Source organism: Pandoraea aquatica, from assembly GCF_902459565.1.
In the GTDB taxonomy this organism is placed as follows: domain Bacteria; phylum Pseudomonadota; class Gammaproteobacteria; order Burkholderiales; family Burkholderiaceae; genus Pandoraea; species Pandoraea aquatica.
In genome coordinates, this window is sequence record NZ_CABPSN010000005.1 from 328,249 (window position 1) to 350,376 (window position 22,128).

Annotated in this window: 22 protein-coding genes; 8 read left to right on the top strand and 14 right to left on the bottom strand. The window is 64.7% G+C overall.

The window, feature by feature from the left end; genetic code table 11:
- Nucleotides 1-14: 14 nt before the first annotated feature.
- On the bottom strand, nucleotides 15-1,256 hold the full coding sequence (locus PAQ31011_RS18535; protein WP_150577192.1) for an efflux RND transporter periplasmic adaptor subunit: 1,242 nt from the start codon (nucleotides 1,254-1,256) through the stop codon (nucleotides 15-17).
- Between the two features lie 489 nt (nucleotides 1,257-1,745).
- Here PAQ31011_RS18535 and PAQ31011_RS18540 point away from each other — a divergent pair, with 489 nt between their 5' ends.
- From PAQ31011_RS18540 to modC, 4 genes are all read left to right on the top strand, one after another.
- A complete protein-coding gene (locus PAQ31011_RS18540) occupies nucleotides 1,746-2,402 on the top strand; it encodes a TetR family transcriptional regulator (protein WP_150577193.1) in 657 nt (218 codons plus the stop codon).
- Between the two features lie 399 nt (nucleotides 2,403-2,801).
- A complete protein-coding gene (gene modA / locus PAQ31011_RS18545; RefSeq protein WP_246179651.1) occupies nucleotides 2,802-3,623 on the top strand; it encodes a molybdate ABC transporter substrate-binding protein in 822 nt (273 codons plus the stop codon).
- Between the two features lie 6 nt (nucleotides 3,624-3,629).
- Nucleotides 3,630-4,328 carry a molybdate ABC transporter permease subunit gene (gene modB, locus PAQ31011_RS18550; protein WP_150577194.1) on the top strand — a complete coding sequence of 233 codons (699 nt, stop codon included), beginning with the start codon at nucleotides 3,630-3,632 and terminating at the stop codon, nucleotides 4,326-4,328.
- Nucleotides 4,318-5,433 (top strand): molybdenum ABC transporter ATP-binding protein, encoded by a 1,116-nt coding sequence (modC, locus tag PAQ31011_RS18555; RefSeq protein WP_150577195.1) that lies wholly within the window; start codon nucleotides 4,318-4,320, stop codon nucleotides 5,431-5,433. Before modB ends, modC begins: the two co-directional genes overlap by 11 nt.
- A gap of 98 nt (nucleotides 5,434-5,531) precedes the next feature.
- Here the strand turns inward: modC and PAQ31011_RS18560 are convergent, their stop codons facing one another.
- The 5 genes from PAQ31011_RS18560 to PAQ31011_RS18580 all read right to left on the bottom strand — a co-directional run bounded on the left by PAQ31011_RS18560 (nucleotide 5,532) and on the right by PAQ31011_RS18580 (nucleotide 8,622).
- Complete coding sequence (locus PAQ31011_RS18560) at nucleotides 5,532-5,816, bottom strand: pentapeptide MXKDX repeat protein (RefSeq protein WP_150577196.1); 285 nt, start codon at nucleotides 5,814-5,816, stop codon at nucleotides 5,532-5,534.
- A gap of 109 nt (nucleotides 5,817-5,925) precedes the next feature.
- The gene (locus PAQ31011_RS18565; RefSeq protein ID WP_150577197.1) at nucleotides 5,926-6,744 is read right to left on the bottom strand and encodes a molybdopterin-dependent oxidoreductase; all 819 of its coding nucleotides are present in this window, start codon (nucleotides 6,742-6,744) and stop codon (nucleotides 5,926-5,928) included.
- A 52-nt stretch (nucleotides 6,745-6,796) separates the two neighbouring features.
- Complete coding sequence (locus PAQ31011_RS18570) at nucleotides 6,797-7,423, bottom strand: cytochrome b/b6 domain-containing protein (RefSeq protein ID WP_425495119.1); 627 nt, start codon at nucleotides 7,421-7,423, stop codon at nucleotides 6,797-6,799.
- 217 nt (nucleotides 7,424-7,640) lie between these two features.
- Entirely contained in the window at nucleotides 7,641-8,015 is a 375-nt protein-coding gene (locus tag PAQ31011_RS18575) for a winged helix-turn-helix domain-containing protein (protein ID WP_150577199.1), read from the bottom strand.
- Nucleotides 8,005-8,622 (bottom strand): SRPBCC family protein, encoded by a 618-nt coding sequence (locus PAQ31011_RS18580; protein WP_150577200.1) that lies wholly within the window; start codon nucleotides 8,620-8,622, stop codon nucleotides 8,005-8,007. Before PAQ31011_RS18580 ends, PAQ31011_RS18575 begins: the two co-directional genes overlap by 11 nt.
- Before the next feature lie 369 nt (nucleotides 8,623-8,991).
- Between PAQ31011_RS18580 and PAQ31011_RS18585 the strand changes: the two genes are divergently transcribed.
- Nucleotides 8,992-10,029, top strand: a complete 1,038-nt coding sequence (locus PAQ31011_RS18585; RefSeq protein ID WP_150577201.1) for an XdhC family protein — start codon at nucleotides 8,992-8,994, stop codon at nucleotides 10,027-10,029.
- 216 nt (nucleotides 10,030-10,245) lie between these two features.
- Here PAQ31011_RS18585 and PAQ31011_RS18590 read toward each other — a convergent pair whose 3' ends face one another.
- Together PAQ31011_RS18590 and PAQ31011_RS18595 are read right to left on the bottom strand one after the other, a co-directional pair.
- Complete coding sequence (locus PAQ31011_RS18590) at nucleotides 10,246-10,695, bottom strand: carboxypeptidase-like regulatory domain-containing protein (RefSeq protein ID WP_150577202.1); 450 nt, start codon at nucleotides 10,693-10,695, stop codon at nucleotides 10,246-10,248.
- Between the two features lie 122 nt (nucleotides 10,696-10,817).
- The gene (locus PAQ31011_RS18595) at nucleotides 10,818-12,368 is read right to left on the bottom strand and encodes a DegQ family serine endoprotease (protein ID WP_150577203.1); all 1,551 of its coding nucleotides are present in this window, start codon (nucleotides 12,366-12,368) and stop codon (nucleotides 10,818-10,820) included.
- A 321-nt stretch (nucleotides 12,369-12,689) separates the two neighbouring features.
- Here PAQ31011_RS18595 and PAQ31011_RS18600 point away from each other — a divergent pair, with 321 nt between their 5' ends.
- Nucleotides 12,690-13,115 carry a hypothetical protein gene (locus tag PAQ31011_RS18600; RefSeq protein ID WP_150577204.1) on the top strand — a complete coding sequence of 142 codons (426 nt, stop codon included), beginning with the start codon at nucleotides 12,690-12,692 and terminating at the stop codon, nucleotides 13,113-13,115.
- Nucleotides 13,116-13,184: 69 nt separating this feature from the next.
- Here PAQ31011_RS18600 and PAQ31011_RS18605 read toward each other — a convergent pair whose 3' ends face one another.
- A complete protein-coding gene (locus PAQ31011_RS18605) occupies nucleotides 13,185-14,603 on the bottom strand; it encodes an ATP-binding protein (protein WP_150577205.1) in 1,419 nt (472 codons plus the stop codon).
- Nucleotides 14,603-15,307: a response regulator gene (locus PAQ31011_RS18610; protein ID WP_150577206.1), complete on the bottom strand. Its 705-nt coding sequence runs from the start codon at nucleotides 15,305-15,307 to the stop codon at nucleotides 14,603-14,605. The genes PAQ31011_RS18605 and PAQ31011_RS18610 overlap by 1 nt, the downstream gene beginning before the upstream one ends.
- Nucleotides 15,308-15,655: 348 nt before the next feature.
- Here PAQ31011_RS18610 and dacB point away from each other — a divergent pair, with 348 nt between their 5' ends.
- Both dacB and PAQ31011_RS18620 read left to right on the top strand, forming a co-directional pair.
- Entirely contained in the window at nucleotides 15,656-17,176 is a 1,521-nt protein-coding gene (gene dacB, locus PAQ31011_RS18615) for a D-alanyl-D-alanine carboxypeptidase/D-alanyl-D-alanine endopeptidase (RefSeq protein ID WP_150577207.1), read from the top strand.
- Nucleotides 17,177-17,411: 235 nt separating this feature from the next.
- Nucleotides 17,412-18,278: a sterol desaturase family protein gene (locus tag PAQ31011_RS18620; RefSeq protein ID WP_150577208.1), complete on the top strand. Its 867-nt coding sequence runs from the start codon at nucleotides 17,412-17,414 to the stop codon at nucleotides 18,276-18,278.
- 13 nt (nucleotides 18,279-18,291) lie between these two features.
- On the opposite strand, the gene PAQ31011_RS18625 is transcribed toward PAQ31011_RS18620, so the two are convergent.
- From PAQ31011_RS18625 to PAQ31011_RS18640, 4 genes are all read right to left on the bottom strand, one after another.
- Nucleotides 18,292-19,332 (bottom strand): L-threonylcarbamoyladenylate synthase, encoded by a 1,041-nt coding sequence (locus PAQ31011_RS18625; protein WP_150577298.1) that lies wholly within the window; start codon nucleotides 19,330-19,332, stop codon nucleotides 18,292-18,294.
- Between the two features lie 73 nt (nucleotides 19,333-19,405).
- Entirely contained in the window at nucleotides 19,406-20,599 is a 1,194-nt protein-coding gene (locus tag PAQ31011_RS18630) for a 5-(carboxyamino)imidazole ribonucleotide synthase (protein ID WP_150577209.1), read from the bottom strand.
- A gap of 40 nt (nucleotides 20,600-20,639) precedes the next feature.
- Nucleotides 20,640-21,146 carry a 5-(carboxyamino)imidazole ribonucleotide mutase gene (purE, locus tag PAQ31011_RS18635; RefSeq protein WP_039396619.1) on the bottom strand — a complete coding sequence of 169 codons (507 nt, stop codon included), beginning with the start codon at nucleotides 21,144-21,146 and terminating at the stop codon, nucleotides 20,640-20,642.
- Nucleotides 21,147-21,162: 16 nt separating this feature from the next.
- Nucleotides 21,163-22,053: a phosphoribosylaminoimidazolesuccinocarboxamide synthase gene (locus tag PAQ31011_RS18640; protein WP_150577299.1), complete on the bottom strand. Its 891-nt coding sequence runs from the start codon at nucleotides 22,051-22,053 to the stop codon at nucleotides 21,163-21,165.
- Nucleotides 22,054-22,128 lie beyond the last annotated feature (75 nt).

Genomic DNA, 22,128 nt, shown 5'->3' on the forward strand with positions numbered 1-22,128 from the left:
AATAAGGCTCCGCGTTATTGGGCTTTGGCGCTCGAGGCGGCGTCGGCCTGCGAGGCGCCCGAAGCGTTGGCAGCGGCCGGTGCGCTTGCACCCGCCGGCTGTTGCGCCTGTGCACCCGGCAACTGCGCCGGCACTGCCTTCGCAGGCGAACCGGGGCGCGCCTTCTGAAGACCGGACACGATCACCTGATCGCCTGCGGCAAGACCCGAACTCACCAGCCACTTGTCGCCGATCGCACGGTCGGTCACAAGCTGACGCAGCTCGATCTTGCCTTCCTTGTTCACGATAAGCGCCGTCGGCTGCCCCTTCTGGTCACGCGTCACGCCTTGTTGCGGCACCAGCAGACCACCGTCCTTCACGCCTTCCTGGAGCTTGGCGTGCACGAACATGCCGGGCAACAACTCGCGGTTCGGGTTCGGGAAGATCGCGCGAACGGTCACCGAGCCGGTCGTCTGGTCGACGGTGATGTCCGAGAACTGGAGCTTGCCTTCGAGCGGGTACGTCGTGCCGTCTTCCAACGTCAGTTCGACCTTGGCGGCGTTCTTGCCGGCGCTTTGCAGCTTGCCGTCGGCCAGCGCGCGGCGCAGACGCAGGCCGTCGGCGGCCGATTGCGTCACGTCCACGTACATCGGATCGATCTGCTGCACGGTCGTCATGAGCGTGGCGGCGCCGGACTGCACGTAAGCGCCTTCGGTCACTTGCGACAGACCGGTGCGGCCCGAGATCGGGGCCGGCACGTCGGTGTAGCCGAGGTTGATCTTCGCCGTATCGACGGCAGCCTTGCCGGCCTGCACATCGGCATCGGCTTGCAGTGCGGCGGCGACCGCGTTGTCGTAGTCCTGCTTCGACACGGCTTCGACGGCGACCAGTTGCTTGTAGCGATCGGCCAACAACTTGGTCGATGCCTGATTCGCCACGGCCTTCGCGAGCGTTGCCTTGGCATTCTCGTAAGCCGCCTGATACGTTGCCGGATCGATCTTGTACAGACGCTGACCAGCCTTGACGTCACCGCCCTCGGTGAAATCGCGCTTGAGCACGATCCCGTCGACGCGCGCACGCACGTCGGCGACGCGGTAGGGCGCGGTACGGCCTGGCAGGTCGGTCGTCAGCGTGACGCTCTGGGGTTGCAGTGTCACGACGCCGACTTCCGGCACCATGCCCTGCGGCTGCTGCGGCTTCTTGCCGCACGCGGCCAGGGTCAATACCGCGAGTGCGACGGCAGTGACCATCCCCAGTGAACTTCTCTTGACGTGCATATACGCCCCCGATAAATGGAATGCGGTCAAACAAAATGACGAATAACGTTGCGACGATTGCGACGGCGAAGGCCGGTCCGCAATCCCGTCGCACAAAGGCGGGCGGCAAATACCAAAAGGCCCGGTTGAGCGGGCCATCGGAGACAGGCCCACCGGATGGGACGGGCGGGCCAACAAGACGTCCCCGGGCGCGACACAGGCCGCGCACGCTGGCACTCGTGTGAGATCGTCGAACAGGCTCCGGGACATCAGGCGACCTTGACTCACGCACCTAACCCCCAATCAGGCGGCGCGGCTTCATCAATTCGCTCTCTCCGGTCAGGGAGTTATCCCTTAGAGGAGGCAGCTTAAATGGTCCCTGTGCAATAGAGCAAGCGGCTGCTATTATAGATACATTCATGAATGTATGTAAATCACATTGCGTCGCACCATAGTGCGGCGCGGTTTACATGACATTTCACAAATTTCCGCTGCCCCTGTGACACGACGATGGCCCGCAGAACGAAAGAAGAAGCGATCGAGACCCGCAATCTGTTGCTGGACACCGCCGAGACGGTGTTCGCTCAGAAAGGCGTGTCGCGCACGTCGCTGGCCGACATCGCCGAAGCCGCCGGCCTCACGCGCGGCGCCATTTACTGGCACTTCAAGAACAAGATCGACCTCTTCAACGCCATGACGGATCGCATCCGTCTGCCGATGGAGCGCATGATCGACGAGGAATGCACCGAGCCGGAAGACGGCGACCCCATGCAGCGCATGCACGAGATCTGCAAGCTGGTGCTCAAGGAAACCGCGCGCAACGAGCGCCGCCGTCGCGTGCTGGACATTCTGTTCCACAAGTGTGAATACACGAACGAGATGCTCTCGGTGCTGGAGCGTCAGCGCGAAGCCTGCGCAGACGGCAAGCAGCGCATTACGCGTGACATGGAACGTGCCATCGAGCGCGGCCAGTTGCCTGCAGCGCTCGACACACGGCGCGCGGCGATCATGCTGCACGCGCTGGTCGTCGGCATGATGTCGGACTGGCTCTTCCTGCCCGACTACGATCTCGGCGCTGAGTGCGACGCCGTCGTCGACGGCTTTTTCGACATGCTGCGCACCAGCCCGGCGATGTTGCGCCCGAGCGGGCAGACGGCAGCCGCCTGAGACGTGACGAAGGGGCCCGATCGTGGCCCCTTTCGATTTACTACATATATTAATTAGCAGTCGTCACGCGAACGGGCGCCCTTCGGCCCCCTTCGGCACCCTTGGCTTTCCCTCGCCTGACGCACTTCGCCATGTCCGGCGAATGTGCACATTGTCCCGAATTCTCCGTTTCGCGACGCGGCATCGCCGCGCCGCGCGCCATTCGAATGCCGTGATAAGGCATATCGCTGTACAGCGCCGCATCGTTATATATAATCCTACATAACGCGTTGCGCACCCCGCGCAGCCGAAGGTCCGGCCTCGCTGCCCGACCGTATCCAAGAGCCGGCTCACGGCGCTGCGCGCCGAATATCGCGTCAGCCGAGTCAGCCTTGCCACCACACGCTGGAGACCACTTTCGTGAAAGCTGTCGCAACTACTGTCACTGTTAGCCACACGTCCCAAGCCTCGAATACCCCTGGCACGATGCTGCGCCGCGCGCTCGGCGTTGCCGCCGTCGGTGCCAGCCTGTTGTTTGCCGGCCACGCCGCAGCCCAGCAAGTGTTCGCCGCCGCCAGCATGAAGGACGCCCTCGACGACCTGTCGGCCGCCTACACCAAGGAAACGGGCAAGAAACCGGTGCTCGTGTACGGCGCAAGCTCGACGCTCGCCCGTCAGATCGAGAAAGGCGCCCCCGCCGACGTCTTCATCTCGGCCGACCAGGACTGGATGGACTACGCACAGAAGCACGACCTGATCGACACGAAGACCCGCACCAACCTGCTCGGCAACGAACTGGTGCTGATCGCGCCCGCCACGACCTCGGGTGACGTCGACCTCAAGACTGGCGCGGATCTCGACGCCAAGATCGGCAACGGCAAGCTCGCCATGGGCGACCCCGCTCACGTGCCGGCTGGCCTGTACGGCAAGGCTGCGCTCGAGAAGCTCGGTATCTGGTCGAAGGTGCAGGGCAAGGTGGCCGCCGCCGACAACGTGCGCAACGCGCTGTTGCTGGTGGCCCGTGGCGAAGCGCCGTACGGCATCGTCTACAAGACGGACGCCAACGCCGAGAAGCGTGTGCGTATCGCCGGTACGTTCCCCGCCGACAGCCATGCACCGATCGTCTACCCGGTGGCCGTGACGAAGCAGGCCAATCGCGCCGACGCCGATCCGTTCTTCAAATTCCTGCAAACGCCGACGGCTCAGGCCACGTTCCAGCGTTTCGGTTTCACCCGTCCGTAACTCGGTATGAGCCTGACCCCGGAAGAATGGGGCATCGTTGAACTGAGCCTGCGCGTAGGTCTGTGGGGCACGCTTTGCAGCCTGCCCTTCGCCTACGCGGCCGCCTGGCTGCTCGCCCGCCGGCACTTCCCCGGCAAGGCGCTGCTCGATGCCATCCTGCACTTACCGCTCGTACTGCCCCCAGTGGTGGTGGGCTTCGCGCTGCTTGTGCTGTTCGGCGCGCAAGGCGCGATCGGCAAGCTGCTGCGTGAGTGGTTCAACTTCACCTTCGCTTTTCGCTGGACGGGCGCAGCACTCGCGGCCGGCGTGATGGGCTTTCCGCTGCTCGTGCGCGCGATCCGGCAGGCGCTGGAGTCGTCCGACATGAAGCTCGAGCAAGCCGCGCAGACGCTCGGCGCCGGTCCCTGGCTCACTTTTCTCACCGTGACACTGCCGCTCACCGCGACCGGCGTGCTGCACGGCTTCGTGCTGGCCTTTGCGCGTGCGCTCGGTGAGTTCGGCGCGACGATCACCTTCGTCTCGAACATCCCCGGACAGACGCAGACGTTGCCGCTGGCGATCTACACGGCCACGCAAGTCCCCGACGGTGACGCGATGGTCTGGCGCATGTGCGCGATTTCGGTCGTGCTGGCCGTCGCCACGCTTATCTTCTCCGAAGTGTTGATCCGCTTCGGCAATCGCAAGGCGATGGGTCATGACGGTTGAAGTTCGTCTCCAACACCGCTTCGGCAGCTTCGTGCTCGACGCCGAGTTCGCCGCCGGCATGGGTGTCACGGCCTTGTTCGGTCCGTCCGGCAGCGGCAAGAGTACGGTGGTCAACGCCGTCTCCGGTCTGCTCAAGCCCGATGCCGGACGCATCGTCGTGGGCGATAACGTGCTCTTCGACAGCGCCGCCGGTATCGCACTGCCGACCTGGCGTCGCCGCATCGGCTACGTGTTTCAGGACGCCCGCCTGCTGCCGCACTTCACCGTGCGCCAGAACCTGCTCTTCGGGCGCTGGTTGCGACGTCGCGATGTCGCCGCTTCTACCACGGAAGGCACGGGCGCCATCGCCCTCGAACATGTCGTCGACGTGCTGAACCTCGGCCACTTGCTCGACCGACGTCCGGGCGCACTCTCGGGCGGCGAGAAGCAGCGGGTGGGCATCGGCCGTGCGCTGCTGTCCTGCCCGCGCATGCTGCTCATGGACGAACCGCTGGCCTCGCTCGATCACGCGCGACGTCTCGAAGTCCTCGACTACCTGAACCGCATTCGCCACGAGCTGAAGCTACCCGTGCTGTACGTCACGCACTCGCTCGACGAAGTGATGCGACTGGCCGATCAGGTGGTGTTGTTCAAGGAAGGACGCACGATTTCGCAGGGTGCGCCGGCCGACGTGCTCAACGTGCATCGCGATGCGCTGGACGGCATCGCCGAATCGCCGGGCACCGTGCTGGAGACGCGCATCGTCTCGCACGACACGCAATATGGCCTGACGGAGCTTGCCGTGAACGGCAGCGACACGATCCGCTTGCGCGTACCCCGCGCGAGTGGCGAAGCGGGCGACGCCTGCCGCATACTCGTGCGCGAACGCGATGTGGCGATCGCGACGTCTGTCCCGGTCGACACGAGCGTGCTCAACGTGCTTCGCGCACGCGTCTCCACGCTTCGCGACCTTGGCGACTCGGTCGAGGTCGGGGCCACCCTCTCCGGGGACGCTGCCGATACCGTGCTTCGCGCGCGCATCACGCGCTTTTCTGCCGATCAACTGCAACTCGCGCCGGGACGCGACGTGTACCTACTCATCAAGTCGGTGGCGCTGACACGCTAGCCTTGCGTGGGAGGCGCGTTCGCGTCGTTTGAAAAAGGACAAGGCGTCGCAACGGAACTCGCTGCGACGCCTTGTCACTTTTTCGCCCTGGGAAGCGATTACTTGCTCATTGCGTCGCCCTTGCCCATGGCATCGCCCTTCTTCATGGCGTCGCCCTTGCCCATCGCGTCATGCTTGCCCATGGCATCGCCCTTCTTCATCGCGTCGCCCTTGCCCATCGCGTCGCCCTTCTTCATGGCATCGCCCTTGCCCATGGCGTCGTGTTTGGCCATGGCATCGCCCTTGCCCATCGCATCGCCCTTGCCCATGGCGTCCTGCGCAAAAGCAGCGCCCGTGCCGAGTGCCAGACCCATGGCCATCACTGCGAGATATCGTGTCTTCATTGCGTTTGCTCCAAGAGTGAGAAATTTCCAGTGAGACGTTTCCTGTCCGTCCCGTGAATCGTGCAGCCGTACGCAGCCGGGAAGCGAAACGCGCACCCCGGCCATCGCATCAACTGCCGCCGAACCAGTTGTATCCCTGGTCCTCCCAGTACCCGCCCGAGTACGTGTTGGTCACGTAGATCGCTTGGATGTGTTTGGGATTCTTGTAGCCGAGCTTCGTGGGCATGCGCAGCTTCATGGGGAAGCCGTACTCCCGGGGCAGCGTCTGGCCGTCGTAGGTGAGCGCCAGCAGCGTCTGCGGATGCAGCGCCGTGGGCATGTCGATGCTCGTGTAGTAGTCGTCCGCACATTTGAAGCCGACGTACTTCGCCGTGGTGTCCGCGCCGATGCGGCGCAGGAAGTCCGCGAACGTCACGCCGCCCCAGCGACCGATCGCGCTCCAGCCTTCCACGCAGATGTGTTGCGTGATCTGTTCGGACGGACGCGTCGCAGCGAAATCGCGCAGGACATCGAGTCGCCACGGTGCCTTGTCCGCAATCAGCCCGGACAACTCCAGCCGGTAGTCGGCCTCGTCCACCGTCGGTGCTTCGTCGATGGAGTAAAACGCGTTGAACGGAAACGGACGCGTGATCGCCGATGCCGGGAACGTGGGTGCGAGCGCGTCTTTACGGAATATCGCGGCCTGCACACGATCGTTCCAGCGCGAGATCCGGGTGAGCGCCGTCTCCACGCTGGCGTTGTTGTCGAGCGAGCAGCCAGAGAGCATGGCCACCCCGCCTAGTGTCAGCGTGCGCGTGAGGAAGGCTCGGCGCGACGGCTCGGTCACGCGGCGCGTCATCAGCGTGCGGGCTTCGCGGAGAATCGCCTCGCCGTCGCGGATGACCGGCGCGTCGGGCGTGATGATCTTGGATTTACGTTCGAGTGTCATGGCAGTGCCGTCCGGATCGTTCGTGTTGCGGTATCGGGTGAAGTCGCTGCGCTCAGCGCCCGGTGATCATGGTGCGCAGCGTTCGCGGCACCAGCGCCACCATCGCCACGTGAATCACGATGAACGCCACCAACCCCGACATCGCGATGAAATGGACCAGACGCGCGCCCTGAAAACTGCCGAACAACACCAGCAGCCAGCCCAGTTGCACGGGTTTCCAGATCGCGAGTCCCGACGCCACCAGCAGCACGAGATCGAGCACTGCGAACAGATAAGCCGCGCGTTGCACCTGGTTGTAGTGACGCGGATCGTCATGCGCCAGACGGCCACGCAGCGCCGCGAAGAGATCGCGCACCACGCCAAGCGGCGTCAGCGGAAAGAAGCGTCGGGAGAAACGGCCGCTGGCGAGGTTGGCCAGCAGGTAGATCAGCCCGTTGGCGGCCAGCAGCCACATGGCGGCGAAGTGCCATTGAATTGCACCGCCGAGCCATCCACCGAGGGTGATCTCGTTCGGGAATCGGAAGCCGAAGATCGGCGACGCGTTGTAGATGCGCCAGCCGCTCATCACCATCGCGATGACCGCCAGCACGTTGAGCCAGTGAGTCACGCGCAGCCACCACGGCTGAACCGTAGCAGCACGCACCGGAGGCTGTGTCGTAGGGGGCACTGACTTCGTCATCGTGGTCATCGCGGTCTCCATCGCAGAAGTGTTATTCGATGGAGTCAGTGTCGCCGGATGCCGATGACGAAGTCCTCACGAAGAATTAACTTTTTCGTGACGAACGGCGCAAGCGGGAATACCGGGCGGCAAACGGTGTTGCCGCGCCCGGGCGTGCAGAAGGGGAATCGTGGAAAGCGGGCCGGAACGACTGTCCTGAGGGGGCCTCAGGACAAATTCACTCGTCGTCCGGATCGACGGCTTTCCCGTCTTTGAGATAGGCGTCGAAGGTCGGCACGTGGGCGTCGAGCAGCGAGCGGATTTCTTTGATGAGCGTGTCGTAATGCGCGACGAGGTTCTGTGCGAACGGCGTCAACTGCGCCCCGCCGCCCGATACACCGCCGATGTGGCGCGTCACGAGCGGCTCCCGAAACTCGTGGTTCATCGCTTCGACGAGCAGCCACGCGCGACGGTACGACATGTTCATGCGACGCGCCGCCGCCGAGATCGACCCCGTCGCATCGATGGCGCGCAGCAGCGTGAGACGTCCCGGGCCGAACACCGGCGTCTCGCCGTCGCGAATACGTACCCGAATGTCGTACTCAGCTGGCATGGTTGCCCCACATCACGATAAAGATCAGGATCAGCAGCGCCACGGCCCATGGCCACCAACGCGTGAGTTTGCCCCGAGTCGAGGGCATGTCGCGCATGGCGGCATCGGTCGCCAGCGCGGCGGCCACTTCGCCGTCGGCGGCGATGGGATCGTTCAGCTTGTGGTGGGGCGCGATAGCGGCCGTCAGGCGCCGGAAGAATTCGTTGGCGAGCGCGGCGGCTGCGCCGTCGACCTGCGGCGTATCGAGCTTGGCGTACTCGCCGCCGAACTGCGCCTTCAGGTCGTAAGTCATCAATGTGGTCATCGGTCCTTGCAGTTGCAGCGTGACGGCGGCCTGACCGCGTGTGAGGCCGGCCGACGAGCCGATCCCGTCGAAATGCAATGTGTACGAGGTCGGCGCGATCACGTCGGTGAGCTTGATACGCCCGGTCCAGCGTCCGCCGACGGGGCCGAGTGTCGCGGCGATGGCGATGGTCCACGTCGTGTCGTCCACGCGCTCGATCGACTCGCACCCGGGAATACATCCCTGCAGCACACCGGGGTCGTTCAGCGCGATCCACGCGACGTCGCGCGCGACGGGTAACTGCCGGCTGTTCTTAAGCTCCATTGCCCTTCTCCTTAGCGTCTGCGCCTGATGAACTTCGGGCCGTCAGGTGGCGTGGCGACATCGCGGTGTGGCGACGTTTGGATATTGCGGCATTGCGGCGTTGTCTCGAACATCGAACTATTGTGACACGAGTTACCGCCCGTCAGAGCGCGGCTGCGGCATCGCGTCCCCGACTGCCTATGCTGTGCCGAATCCTCGTCGGCCCCCTCCGCCCCTCCGTCCGACCGGCGTATCGGCTGAAATACAGCGCGAGCCAAGGCGCGATATACTCGCCGCATCACATCGAGCGGCAAATCATCAGAACCGTCGGTAGCCAGCGTCCCCCTGGCCAGCGGTCGGCCGCTTGCGTATTGGCGAAGGAAAAGTGCTATGGACAGTGTCGATCTGGAAGTGCTGAAGTCCGCCGTACAGTGGACCCGCGCAGGCTTTTTCGTCACGCTGGGCACCGTTGTGCGCACCTGGGGCTCCGCCCCGCGTCCCGTGGGCTCGATGCTCGCGATCCGTGAAGACGGTCATCTCGTCGGCTCCGTGTCCGGCGGCTGCGTCGAAGACGATCTCGTCGCGCGCATTCGCGACGGCGACTGGCCCCAAGACCGTCCCCAAATCACCAGCTACGGCGTGAGCGCCGAGGAAGCGCATCGCTTCGGGCTACCCTGCGGCGGCACGCTGCAACTGGTGCTCGAACCCGTGCGCGAGACGTCGCGCATTCCCGAACTGCTCGACAGCATCGGTAAATTCCGCCTCGTCGTGCGCGAACTCGACATGACGACCGGCGCGGTCCGCATGGCCCCGGGGCACCACACGCCATCTGTCGAATTCGACGGCGAGCGTCTCATCACCTCGCATGGGCCACGTCATCGTCTGGTCGTGATCGGTGCAGGCCAGCTCTCGAAGTATGTGGCGAGCATGGCGTGCGCGCTCGACTATCACGTGATCGTCTGCGACCCGCGCAGCGAGTATGCGGACGAATGGCAGGTCGAGGGCACCGAACTCTCGCGCGAGATGCCGGACGATCTCATCGTCCGTCTGCAACTCGATTCGCACAGCGCCGTGCTCACGCTCACGCACGATCCGAAGCTCGACGACATGGCGCTGCTCGAAGCGCTCAAATCGCCCGCGTTCTACATCGGTGCCATCGGGTCGCGCGTGAACAATGCGCGGCGTCGCGAACGGCTGTCGCTGTTCGATCTGAGCACAACGGAAATCGAGCGGCTGCATGGCCCCGTCGGCATGCATCTCGGCGCACGCACGCCCGCTGAAATCGCCGTGGCGATTCTGGCCGAAATGACCGCGATCAAGAACGGCATCGCCGTCACGCAGACGTTTGCCGTGCGTGCCGACAATGCGGTAGACAGCGCCACCGACGACGACGCCCCTTCTGCGACCGCGTGCCGCAGCGCCGCCTGACACCTCGTTCGCTCCCGCCCCCGCCGCACCTTTCCAAATCCACAAAAAAAAGCGCCGCCATGAGGAACATGGCGGCGCAACTCGCTCACTCGTTGCAGAGTGGTACTGCCTGGTACTGCCTGGGTAACTGCCTCAAACAGGCTTCAAACGCGCTCGTCAATCGCGTTCCAAGCCATCAACCACTGCGTCACTGTGTTCGTCCGACCGATCGGCACATCAGTCGTGCGGCCACAGGAACGTTGCGACGGCGTGACCCTTGGCGGAAACCTTCACATCCTTCGTCATGGGTTTGCCCTCGTACGTCACCTTCACGGTGTAGTCACCGTCGGGCAACTTCACCAGCATGTACGGCCCTTTCGAGCGCGTATCGAGCACTGTCGTGCCGCCGTGCATGATCTGCACCTGTGCGTCGGCAATGTATTCGTTCGCGCCATTGCCGCGTGCGGCCATCGTGATCGACAGCGGCCAGCGCGACGCTTCACGCTTGAAAGTGCCCGACTCGTCGCTGTCGATACCGCCGGACACGTACGTCACGTTGCCCTGCTGCATCGTCGGCGGCAATGTGCCGCCCTGTGCATGGGCGACGGAAATGCCGCCCAGACTGCCCGTCAGTGCTGCGGCGGTGGCGGCAGCCACCGACCAGCGTTGCCATTGTTGTTGCCACATGTTCAACCTCCCCTTGCATGACTTCGCGATGCGGTTCGTACCGACAGCGCAGCCGTCGGTACCCGGGTAGTGCGTGGCACCCCTTGGCGTCTTTCTCGGGGCCTGTGGTGTTGCTCAGAGGCTTAGCCGAGATCGACCGGGATGAAAATCTGTTGCCCGTCGCGCTGCACGAGCAACGCGACATTATTGCCTGCCTTCTTGAGCTTCTCGCTCAGTTGCGCGGCGCTTGTCACCGGCGTGCCGTTGAGCGACAGAATGATGTCGCCCGCCTCGACCCCGGCCTGCTCCGCCGGTCCCCCGGCACGGGCGACCAGCAGACCGTTCGTCACCTGCGCCGCCTGCTTCTCCTGCGGCGACAGTTCGCGAACCGCCAGCCCCAGACGACCGTGCGTTGCCGAATCGTCGGTGCTCGCCACGTCCTTCTTGTCGTTCAGCGCGGCGATCTTCACGGCGATGTCCTGCTTCGCGCCGTTACGCCACACCGTGAGCGTGGCCGTCTGCCCCGGACGCATATCGGCAATCTTCTCCGGCAACTGCACCGAATCCTCGATGGTCGCGCCGTTGACGGCCAGAATCACGTCGCCCGGCTTCAGATCCGACTTCGCCGCAGGACCGCTCTTGTCGATGGACGACACCAGCGCCCCCGTAGGCTTGGGCAGACCGAACGACTTCGCCAGCGACTGATTCACTTCCTGAATCGCCACACCGATGCGGCCGCGACTCACCTTGCCGTACTGCTGAAGCTGCGTCTTGACCTTCATCGCCATGTCGATCGGAATCGCGAACGACAAGCCCTGGAATCCGCCGGTACGCGAGTAGATCATCGAGTTGATGCCGATGACCTCACCGTTCAGGTTGAACAGCGGTCCGCCCGAGTTGCCCGGATTGACCGGCACGTCCGTCTGGATGAACGGCGTGTAGTTCTCGTCGGGCAACGCGCGCGCTTTGGCCGACACGATGCCCGCCGTCACGGTGTTATCGAAGCCGTACGGCGAACCGATCGCGACGACCCATTCACCTGCCTTCGACTTCGACGGATCGCCGATTTTCACCGTCGGCAAATCCGTGGCGGCAATCTTCAGCAACGCAACGTCGCTAGCCTTGTCGCTGCCCACGACCTTCGCTTTGTACTCGCGCTTGTCGGTGAGCTTCACCGTCACCTGACTCGCGTCGTCGACGACGTGAGCGTTGGTGAGGATGTAGCCGTCCGGGCTCACGATGAAGCCCGAGCCGAGACTGCGCGTCGGCCCGCTGCTGCCGTCGTCCCCTCCGCCGTCGCCACCGTCGTTACCCGGTGCGCCGTAGAAGTGGCGGAAGAACTGGAACAGCGGATCGTTCGGATCCATGCCCGGCGGGAGCTGATTCGACGGGTTCGCCGCCGCGCCGCGTTGCGCCGAAGGTTTCCCATCGTGCGTCACACTGATGTTGACTACGGCCGGTCCGTATTGTTCCGCCAGTTGCGAGAAGTCCGGCACCAGCATACGGGGCGCGGTGTTCGGGGTATTTTGCGCTGCAACCGGGGTGGCGGCCGGGGAGCTTGCAGCGCTCGCATCGCTGACCATTTCCGAGGTCAGAGGCGTCTGCCAGTGCTGACGACCGGCCACATAGCCGCCCGTCAGGGCGACGAGCACGGCACCGGCAACCAACGTACGAGTGAGCTTCGAAGTCTGCATGAGTCTCTCCTTACCGACGACCACGTTTGAACATGACTGTCATCGTAGAGAGGCTCCCTTAAGAGAACCTTAAGACGAAGCTTAAGGAAACATTCAGAAGACTTTAAGACGGCAACGCGGCCATTCCACGGAAAAGACGTCGACGCCGCAATGTCATTCATCGAAGACGATCCGAAGCCACAGTGATTGCTATGCGTGACGGCTGCAAGCGTTTGAAGGCGCACCTCGCGTTGTTCGACTTGCGTACGTCGCGTGCCGCTGTCTACGGTGGCTGAGTGGTGCAATTCCGCGCCGCGCTTTTTCATCGACAGGAGAATCACGATGCGCAAGATCGATTTGTTGGACACCCCCGAAGCGTCCACATCCTCCCAGTCCCGTCATCACGCTCGCCGTGCTTCACGCTGGATCGGCGCGGCCGGTACGTTTCTCTGTCTGACGCTGGCGATGTCTGCGCAGGCCGCATCGGGCAACGGTGTGGGCACGCAGGGGCCGGCGGACTCGACGCCGGCACAAGGGGCGATGTCCGGCCAGATGCAGAGCCAGAACGGCGAATGTTCGAAGGATGCGCCGACCGATCAGGCGATCGTCGGCAAGTCGCTCACGGAAGCGAAGTCGATGCTGCAAGGGTGTCCGTGGCGCATCGGCATGCAGGACGGCAAGACCCTGCCGACGACGCGCGATCACCGCCCGGATCGCCGCACGCTCACGATTGAAAACGACAAGGTCACGAGCGTGACGCGGGGATGAGCGCCGCAGTTCGTCGCCAACACGGTGTCGGCGCGCGCGCCGGCACCGCAAGACGCGAGCCCCGTGAGATCACAGCGCTGGCGGCACCGAGGTCGCGCCGCCGAAGCTCACACGCACGCGCAATCCGTGACCGTTGCCAGCGTCACGAACGTCAAGTAACTCCACCAGCGCGCCGTGCGCCTGCGCGATGTTTCGCACGATGGCGAGCCCCAGACCACTGCCCTGTGCGCGCGGCGCGTCCGACTCACTTGCCGCGTCCGCCGGAGGCTGGCCCGACGCATCGGACGGCGCCATGCCATCCGTCGTGGCCGCGCCGCCACGGAAGAATCGATCGAACACGCGCTCGCGCTCGGCCGGTGCAATGCCCGGGCCGGTGTCTTCGATTTCGACCACCGGAGATGGCGTCGCCGATATCAGTCGGACATCGACGTGTCCGCCGCGCGGCGTGTATTTCAGCGCGTTGTCGACGAGGTTGCCGAAGAGCGTCTGTAACGCGTTCGTATCGCCGCGCACGCGACTGATCTGCGCCAGCGCGTCAGGCGCGTCCAGTCCGAGATCGATCCCACGTGCGACGGCCAGCGCCGCGTGGTGCGCCACGACGTCCTGCAACAAGGGGGCCAACGGCAAGTCGGTGAACGCCGCCGCCGCACGCGTGGCATCCGGCTCCTGACGCGCCAGCGTCAGCAACTGCGCCACCATGTGTGACGCACGACGCACGCCCTCACGCAAATCGCGCATGGCCTCGGCGCGCTCTGCATCGGTGTGCGCGCGTTCGAGCAACTGCACCTGAAGCTGCAACGCGGCGAGCGGTGTACGCAACTCATGCGCAGCGTCAGCGACGAAGGCCTTTTGCTGAACCAGTGCGTCGTCGAGCCGGCCGAGCAGGCTGTTAAGCGCACGCACCAGCGGACGCACTTCGTCCGGCAAACCGGCTTCGGGGAACGCTTCCAACGCCCCCGGCGCACGCGCATCGAGCGCCTTCGTCACGCGACGCAACGGCCTCAACCCACGTCCCACGACAATCCACACGAGCAAGCCGAGCAGCGGCATCGCGACGACCAGCGGCAACAGGGTGCGCAAGGCCATCGATACGGCGAGCGAGTCGCGGATCACCATCGGCTGCGCCAGTTGCACGACGTTATCACCTACGCGCGCCGCGTAGACACGCCAATCACCGACGGGCGTCTGCACAGTGGTGAAGCCGAGTTCGGCACGCGGTGGCAGCGGCGTGCGCGGGTGCGAGTAGTACAACTCCACACCGTTCTGACTCCATATCTGGATGACGAGACCTTCCGTGTCGTTGTGCTCACCCGGCACGATGGAGAACGATTCGGCGGGCAACGACAACGCCATCTGCTGCAACTGGAAGTCGAACAGCTCGTTGGCTTCGGTGCGTGCCTGACGGAAGATGGCGATGCCTGCGAGCACCAGCGCAATCGCCAGCGTGATAAGCAGCCCGAAGAGCAGACGGCGGCGAATCGAGCGCATCAGTTCGCCTCCGACGCCGACGAGCCACCGTTTGCGCTCTCGCCCGTCTGCGCGGGCATCATGTAGCCGACGCCACGCACGGTGCGGATGGCATCCGCGCCGAGCTTCTTACGCAGCCCGTGAATATGGACTTCGACGGCGTTGCTCGCCACTTCCTCGCCCCATCCGTAGATACGTTCTTCAAGCTGCGACTTGGATAACACCGCCCCAGGGCGATTGAGCAACGCTTCGAGCACGGCGTATTCGCGCGCCGAGAGCACAACGGGCGCGCCGTCGCAGGTAATCTGACGCGTTGCAGGGTCGAGCACGATGCCGCCATGACGCAGCAACGGCTCGCTGCGTCCAGCCTGACGCCGCACCAGCGCACGCAGCCGTGCGGCGAGTTCGTCGAGATCGAAGGGTTTAACGAGGTAATCGTCGGCACCGGCGTCCAGTCCTTTGACGCGGTCCGCCACGGCATCACGCGCGGTGGCAATGAGCACTGGCAGCGTCTGGCCGCGACCACGCAGTGTGCGCAGCACGTCGATGCCGTCGCGACGCGGCAGACCGAGATCGAGCAGCAGCGCGTCGTACGACTCCACGGCGAGCGCGTCGAGTGCGCGCTGCCCGTCGCCGACATGGTCGACGGTCCAGCCGTCCTGGCGCAGACCTTTCATGACGGCCGTGGCGATCATCGTATCGTCTTCCACCAACAAAATTCGCATGGTTTGGCACCGGTTGAGGCTTTGCCCGGGGTGTCTCGTACGCGGTTCTCCACAACGCAGCGAGCGTTGCGAGGGATCGCTCAATGTTGCCTTCGAGTGACACTCACCGGAATTCGACTCATTGTAGCGACAGTTCGTTGCACGTCGGACTTACAATGGCACGCATCGCACCGCGCTGTGGGGTTTCGCAGCGCGCAACACTGGAGAACTCCGCCCGTCATGCGTTTGCTACGCCTGCCCCGCCGCCCTTTGCATTCCCTTCGTCACGCGTCCGACGCACTGCACAGCCTCAGCTCCCTCCCGCCTTCGTCACCGTCGTCACTTTCGTCCCGCTCCGCCGTTTCCCCGATGCCCAACGTAGCGCGCGCCTGTGGCGCGGTGCTGGCCATTGCCATGCTGGCAAGCATGCCCGTACAGGCGAAAACCGAAAAGCAGGCGAAGCGCAAGATGCCGAAGGTGCCGGTGACGGCACCGCACGCCACGCCGCTGCCGCAACCGCTGGCACGCGCGCTGGCAGCGAGCAAGGTGCCCGCGTCGCACGTCAGCGTGATCGTCGCGAAGGTGGATAACCCGCTGCAAACGCGCGGCGCGGTGCCTGCACCGTTGCTCGCCGTCAATCCGAATGTGCCGCGCAATCCTGCGTCGACGATGAAGCTGGTCACGACGATTGCCGCACTCGACACGCTCGGCCCCGATTACCGTTGGCGCACACAGGCGTTCACCGACGGTGCGTCCGACGGTCGTACGCTCAACGGCAATCTCTACTTCAAAGGCACGGGCGATCCGAAGCTGGTACCGGAGGAGATGGAGAAATTCGTCGCTGAGCTGCACAACGCCGGTGTGACGAACATCAATGGCGACATCGTGCTCGACCGCTCGGCCTACAGCGCGGACATCGGCGCGCAGGGGCCGATCGACGGCGACAGCGACCGCCCCTACAACGTCTCGCCGGACCCGCTGCTGTACTCGTTCAAGGCGATGTCCTTCAGCTTCACCGGCAATCCGAACGGCACCGTGGATGTCGGCGTGCTGCCGCCGCTCGCGAATCTGCAAGTGGCGAACGAGATGTCCTCGACGGCCGCAGGCAATTGCGGCGACTGGCTCACGCGGATTCATCCCACGCTGAGCACGACGCCCGATGGCGCTTACGTAGCGCATTTCTCGGGGACGTATCCGGCATCGTGCGAAGACAAGGGATGGAACATCGCCGCGCCGGATCGCGACCGCTTCTTCCTCGGCGGCTTCCGTGCGTTGTGGCAGGCGTCGGGCGGCCAGTTCAACGGCAACGTGCGTACGGGTGTGGTACCGCAGGGCGCGCGTCTGCTCGTCACGCATCGCGGTCAGACGCTGGCCGAAGTCGTGCACGACATGAACAAGTTCAGCAACAACGTGATGGCGCGTCAGTTGTTCCTCACGCTGGGGTTGGCCGCCGACGGCAAGACACCGGCCAGCATTGCGCGCTCGCGTGAAGTCCTCACGCGCTGGCTCGAGAAGAACGATCTCGCCACGCCGGGACTCGTCGTGGAGAACGGCTCCGGTCTGTCGCGCGTGGAGCGCATCAGTGCCTCGGAACTGGCGCGGCTGCTGCAACACGGCATCAATAGCCCGACCGGACAGGTGCTCATCGAATCGATGCCGACGGTCGGCGTCGACGGCACCATGCGCAATCGTCTGACTAACCGTGACGTGGCGGGTAACGCGCACATCAAGACGGGCACGCTCGACGACGTGGGCGCGGTCGCAGGCTACGTTGCAACGCGCTCGGGCAGCACCTATGTCGTGGTCTCGCTGATCAACGACCCGAAGGCCAGCAACGCGCGTCCGTTCAACGATGCGCTGATTTCGTGGGTCTACGAAAATGCCCCATGAGCGCCCCATGAGCGCCCCTTGAGTGCAGCTCGCGTCGGGCTTTCGTCGTGCATCGACGTAGAAGCGAGGCCCGACGCGGCACTTGACGTTTCCCTCTAACGACAGCGCCAGCAAGGGCGATTCGCGTCAGAATAGACGTTCCATCGGTGTCACCTGCGCCAGTCTTATCCACGGTTAAGACAAGAGATGCAGGGACACCGATTCAGATGACCCAATCGTGAGGAGACGCGAGGTCATGAACGTCGAGTTGATTCTGCTGGCGCTCGCGCCGGTCTTCGTGCTGTGCATTGGCATCGAGGCGTGGTACTGGCGACGCCGCCGTCCGGGCATGTACAGCCTGAAGGACACCATCAGCAACGCAACGCTCGCGCTCATGCATCAGGGCGCCGACAAGCTCGCGTGGCTGCTCATCGTGCCGTTCTACGCGTGGCTTTACGACCATCACCGTATCTACACGATGCCTGCCGGATGGGTCGGCTTCGTGCTGCTCTTCGTCGTTCAGGATTTTCTCTACTACGTGTTTCACCGCGCCAGCCATCGCATTCGCTGGCTGTGGGCGGCGCACGTCGTGCACCACTCGTCCGAGCGGCTGAATCTGTCGACGGCGTTCCGGCAGAGCCTGATGTATCCCGTGGCGGGCATGTGGCTGTTCTGGACACCGATGGCGCTCATCGGCTTCACACCGATCCAGATCGTCGGCGTGGTGCTGCTCAATCTCGCGTTCCAGTTCTTCGTGCACACGCAGGCGATTCCGAAGCTCGGCTGGCTGGAGTATGTGCTCAATACGCCGTCAATCCATCGCGCGCATCACGCACGCAATCCGCGCTACATCGACCGGAATTACGCAGGTGTGCTGGTGATCTGGGACCGCATGTTCGGCTCATACGTCGAGGAGAGCGATGCAGAACCCTGTGAGTACGGCATCGTCGATCAGATTCACACCCACAACCCGATCACGCTGACGTTCCACGAATGGCGCACGATGGCGCGTGACGTCGTCACGATGCCGGGCTGGCGCAACAAGTGGATGGCGTTGTTCGGGCCACCGGAATGGCGTCATGCACGTGAGACGACGCCGATGCCCGAGGGAAAGACGACCTGAAGCGGGCGCTGTTTTAAGCGCGTTCGAATGCCGCAGCGGCGCGGCCAAGGCGGTCGCCGACGGCGGCCCAGGCGGGCGTGTCCGGCAGACGCTCGAACAGGATGTGCGTGACGTTGGCGCGGTCGAGGCGACGCAACATTGCGTACAGATCGGTTGCGAGGCCAGCGGGCGTTGCCGGCAGCACGTGCTTCACGATGTCGGTCGATGCAGCGATGTCGGCAGGCAACGTCGCCAGCGTCGGTGCGAAGGCGACCACGGCCACACGCTCGCCTGCGGGATGCACGGCCAGCGCCGCCGCAAACTGCCCGGCGTCGCACAGATACAGCGGCGTGCGCGGCGCGTAATGCGCCTTGAGCGTGCCGGACGCACGCGGTGCATTGCTATCCTGCCCGGGCAGACGCGGCATTTCGCCCAGCGCTTCGGCGATCTGTTCCGGCGTGATATGCCCGGGGCGCAGCAGCGCCGGGAATCCGCGCGACAGATCCACGATGGTCGATTCGATACCGACGGCTGCTTCGCCGCCGTCGAGCACATGCACGGTAACGCCCGGCAGTCCGGCGAACTCGTCGCGTACGTGCTGAGCGGCGGTCGGGCTCACCTGACCGAACCGGTTGGCGGACGGGCCTGCTACGCCGCCCTGACCACCGTTACCACTTTTACCGCCCTTGACCCGAGCGAACTCGCGCAGCAGCGCCTGCGACACCGGATGCGACGGGACGCGCAAACCGACCGAATCCTGACCGCCGGAGACGGCGTCCGGGATATGCGGCGCGCGTTTGAGAATGAGCGTGAGGGGACCGGGCCAGAACGCGTCCATCAGCTTGCGCGCGGCAGGCGTGACGTCGTCGCTCCAGTAACCGGGATCGCCTTCCGGCGAAAAGTGCACGATGACCGGATGATTGGCCGGACGCCCCTTCGCCGCATAGATCGACGCCACAGCCGCCGGATTCTCCGCGTCGCCGCCAAGCCCGTACACCGTCTCCGTCGGGAACGCGACCAGCTCGCCCGCGGCCAGTTGCTCGGCCGCTTGCGTGATGGCAGCCGCCGGCGGCATGACGATGCGCGGGGCGTCGGACGGGGACGTCGTAGAGGGCGTGTGAGGCGTGGACGGCGTGGACATCGCGCGCTCAGTCTTCCAGCGGAATGTCGAGGCTCGCAGCGGCACTCACACACGCCTTGCGGGCTTCGTCGAGCGTCGCACCGGCGAACGTGATGTGGCCCATCTTGCGGCCCACGCGCGCGTCTTCCTTACCGTACAGATGCACGCGTGCGGACGGCAGTGCCGCCACCGCCGCCCAGGCAGGCGTACGGGGCTGGTCTTTGGCGGGACCCTCGAACCAGATGTCGCCGAGGATGTTGAGCATCACGGCCGGCGAGTGCTGACGCGTCTCGCCGAGCGGCAGTCCGGCCATCGCGCGCACCTGCTGCTCGAACTGGCTCGAAGCGCAGGCGTCGATGGTGTAATGACCGCTGTTGTGCGGACGCGGTGCCATCTCGTTCGCGACCAGCGAACCGTCCTTCAGGATGAAGAACTCGACGCACAGCACGCCCACGTAATCCATTTGCGACGCAATCGCCGCAGCGGCCGCACGCGCGGCATCGGCAATGGCCGGGGCTGCATCGGGGGCAGGCACCGTCGTCGTCGCGAGAATGCCGTCGATGTGGACGTTCTGGGCGAGCGGGTACGTGGCGACCTTGCCATCTGCACCGCGCGCGCTCAGCACCGACACTTCGAACGCCAGCGCAAGACGCTTCTCCAGCACGCACGGCACGCCACCCAGCGCAGCGTAGGCGTCACGGGCTTCAGCGGGCGTATTCACGCGCACCTGACCCTTGCCGTCATAACCCAGACGCGCCGTCTTCAGAATGCCTGGCAACACGCTGGCAATGGCTGCATCGCCCACGGCGGCGAGCGCCTCGTTCGACTCGATCACCAGATGCGGGGCCACAGGCACACCGCAGCTTTCGATGAAGCGCTTCTCCGCCACCCGATCCTGCGCAATCGCGACGCAGCGCCCGGCAGGGCTCACGGTCGTGGTTTGCGCGAGGAAATCCAGCGACTGCGCCGGCACGTTCTCGAACTCGGTCGACACGGCCGGGCACAGCGCGGCCAGCTCGGCGAGCGCCGTCTCGTCACGATAATCGGCCACGATCAGACGGTCGGCGACGGCGCCGGCCGGGCAGCGCGGGTCCGGGTCCAGCACACAGACCTTGTAACCCATCGACTGGGCGGCAAAACAGAACATGCGGCCGAGTTGGCCGCCGCCCAGCATACCCAGCCATTGGCCGGGAAGGACGGGCGCAGCGGAGACGGAATTCATCGACGTTTAGGAACAGACGGTAGCGGGGACGTTTTTTCTTTTACAGCGCAGGCAGCGTCATGCCGCGCGCCGCTTCGGTCTGCTTCGCACGGAATGCTTCGAGCTTGTCGGCGAGCGTCTTGTCGTCGGCAGCCAGCATCGAGACGGCGAACAGCGCCGCGTTGGCCGCACCGGCTTCACCGATGGCGAAGGTTGCGACCGGCACGCCCTTGGGCATTTGCACGATGGACAGCAGCGAATCTTCGCCACGCAGATACTTGCTCGGCACGGGCACGCCCAGCACCGGCACGGTCGTCTTGGCGGCGATCATGCCCGGCAGGTGCGCGGCACCGCCGGCACCGGCGATGATCGCGACCAGACCGCGCTCGCGTGCGGCTTCGGCGTAACGGAACATGTCGTCCGGCATGCGGTGTGCCGAGACGACCTGCGCCTCGTACGGCACGCCGAACTCAGCCAGAATGGCGGCCGCGTTCTTCATCACTTCCCAGTCCGAGTTGGACCCCATTACCACGCCAACGCGCGGCGCCACGGCTTGTTTGTCGCTCATAGTCTCGGTGCCCCGCTCAGGCCAGTTGCTGGCCGGTCAGGCGCTCGAGCGCCTCGCGGTACTTGGCGGCCGTCTTCTCGACGACTTCCGTCGGCAGCGCCGGTGCGGGCGGGGTCTTGCCCCAAGGCTGCGTTTCCAGCCAGTCGCGCACGAACTGCTTGTCGAACGACGGCGGGTTGCTGCCCACGGCGTACGAGTCAGCCGGCCAGAAGCGCGACGAATCAGCGGTCAGCGCTTCGTCCATCAGGTGCAACTTGCCGTCGTCGTCCAGACCGAATTCGAACTTCGTGTCGGCGATGATGATGCCGCGCGTGGCGGCGTAAGCGGCGGCTTCCTTGTACAGACGGATCGAGATCTCGCGGATCTGCTCGGCCAGTTCGCGACCGATGCGGCTCGCCATGTCGTCGAAGCTGATGTTCTCGTCGTGCTCACCCAGTTCGGCCTTGGCCGCCGGGGTGAAAATCGGTTCGGGGAGTTGCTGCGCGTTTTGCAGACCGGCCGGCAGCTTCACGCCGCACACCGCGCCCGTTGCCTGATAGTCCTTCCAGCCGCTGCCGGCCAGATAGCCACGCACCACGGCTTCGACGAGGATCGGCTTCAGACGCTTGACCACGACCGCACGGCCGGCGACCTGCGCGGCTTCGTCGGCAGAGACGACCGTCTCCGGGGCCACGCCCGTCAGGTGGTTCGGCACGACGTGTGCGAGCTTGTCGAACCAGAAGTTGGCCATCTGGTTGAGCACACGGCCCTTGCCCGGAATCGGCTCGCCCATGATCACGTCGAACGCCGAGAGGCGGTCCGTCGTCACGATCAGCAGCTTGTCGTCGCCGACGGCGTAGTTATCGCGCACTTTGCCGCGCGAGAGCAGCGGCAGGCTCTTGAGGGAGGATTCGTACAGGGCGTTCAGAGCGGGGGTAGTCACGGCGGGACCCAATATCAGGAAGGGCAAAGGCGTAATTATACGCGCGTCGGGGGGCGTTTC

Excerpts from the sequence above, each read along its gene's own strand:
- PAQ31011_RS18605 (WP_150577205.1), bottom strand. The coding sequence starts at position 14,603 with ATGCGCTCGATTCGCCGCCGTCTGCTCTTCGGGCTGCTTATCACGCTG.
- PAQ31011_RS18595 (WP_150577203.1), bottom strand. The coding sequence starts at position 12,368 with ATGCAGACTTCGAAGCTCACTCGTACGTTGGTTGCCGGTGCCGTGCTC.
- PAQ31011_RS18565 (WP_150577197.1), bottom strand. The coding sequence starts at position 6,744 with ATGACACTCGAACGTAAATCCAAGATCATCACGCCCGACGCGCCGGTC.
- PAQ31011_RS18535 (WP_150577192.1), bottom strand. The coding sequence starts at position 1,256 with ATGCACGTCAAGAGAAGTTCACTGGGGATGGTCACTGCCGTCGCACTC.
- PAQ31011_RS18620 (WP_150577208.1), top strand. The coding sequence starts at position 17,412 with ATGAACGTCGAGTTGATTCTGCTGGCGCTCGCGCCGGTCTTCGTGCTG.
- PAQ31011_RS18585 (WP_150577201.1), top strand. The coding sequence starts at position 8,992 with ATGGACAGTGTCGATCTGGAAGTGCTGAAGTCCGCCGTACAGTGGACC.
- PAQ31011_RS18570 (WP_425495119.1), bottom strand. The coding sequence starts at position 7,423 with ATGACGAAGTCAGTGCCCCCTACGACACAGCCTCCGGTGCGTGCTGCT.
- modC (WP_150577195.1), top strand. The coding sequence starts at position 4,318 with ATGACGGTTGAAGTTCGTCTCCAACACCGCTTCGGCAGCTTCGTGCTC.
- PAQ31011_RS18575 (WP_150577199.1), bottom strand. The coding sequence starts at position 8,015 with ATGCCAGCTGAGTACGACATTCGGGTACGTATTCGCGACGGCGAGACG.
- dacB (WP_150577207.1), top strand. The coding sequence starts at position 15,656 with ATGCCCAACGTAGCGCGCGCCTGTGGCGCGGTGCTGGCCATTGCCATG.
- modB (WP_150577194.1), top strand. The coding sequence starts at position 3,630 with ATGAGCCTGACCCCGGAAGAATGGGGCATCGTTGAACTGAGCCTGCGC.
- PAQ31011_RS18600 (WP_150577204.1), top strand. The coding sequence starts at position 12,690 with ATGCGCAAGATCGATTTGTTGGACACCCCCGAAGCGTCCACATCCTCC.
- purE (WP_039396619.1), bottom strand. The coding sequence starts at position 21,146 with ATGAGCGACAAACAAGCCGTGGCGCCGCGCGTTGGCGTGGTAATGGGG.
- PAQ31011_RS18610 (WP_150577206.1), bottom strand. The coding sequence starts at position 15,307 with ATGCGAATTTTGTTGGTGGAAGACGATACGATGATCGCCACGGCCGTC.
- PAQ31011_RS18540 (WP_150577193.1), top strand. The coding sequence starts at position 1,746 with ATGGCCCGCAGAACGAAAGAAGAAGCGATCGAGACCCGCAATCTGTTG.
- PAQ31011_RS18560 (WP_150577196.1), bottom strand. The coding sequence starts at position 5,816 with ATGAAGACACGATATCTCGCAGTGATGGCCATGGGTCTGGCACTCGGC.
- PAQ31011_RS18625 (WP_150577298.1), bottom strand. The coding sequence starts at position 19,332 with ATGCCGCCGGCGGCTGCCATCACGCAAGCGGCCGAGCAACTGGCCGCG.
- PAQ31011_RS18630 (WP_150577209.1), bottom strand. The coding sequence starts at position 20,599 with ATGAATTCCGTCTCCGCTGCGCCCGTCCTTCCCGGCCAATGGCTGGGT.
- PAQ31011_RS18580 (WP_150577200.1), bottom strand. The coding sequence starts at position 8,622 with ATGGAGCTTAAGAACAGCCGGCAGTTACCCGTCGCGCGCGACGTCGCG.
- PAQ31011_RS18590 (WP_150577202.1), bottom strand. The coding sequence starts at position 10,695 with ATGTGGCAACAACAATGGCAACGCTGGTCGGTGGCTGCCGCCACCGCC.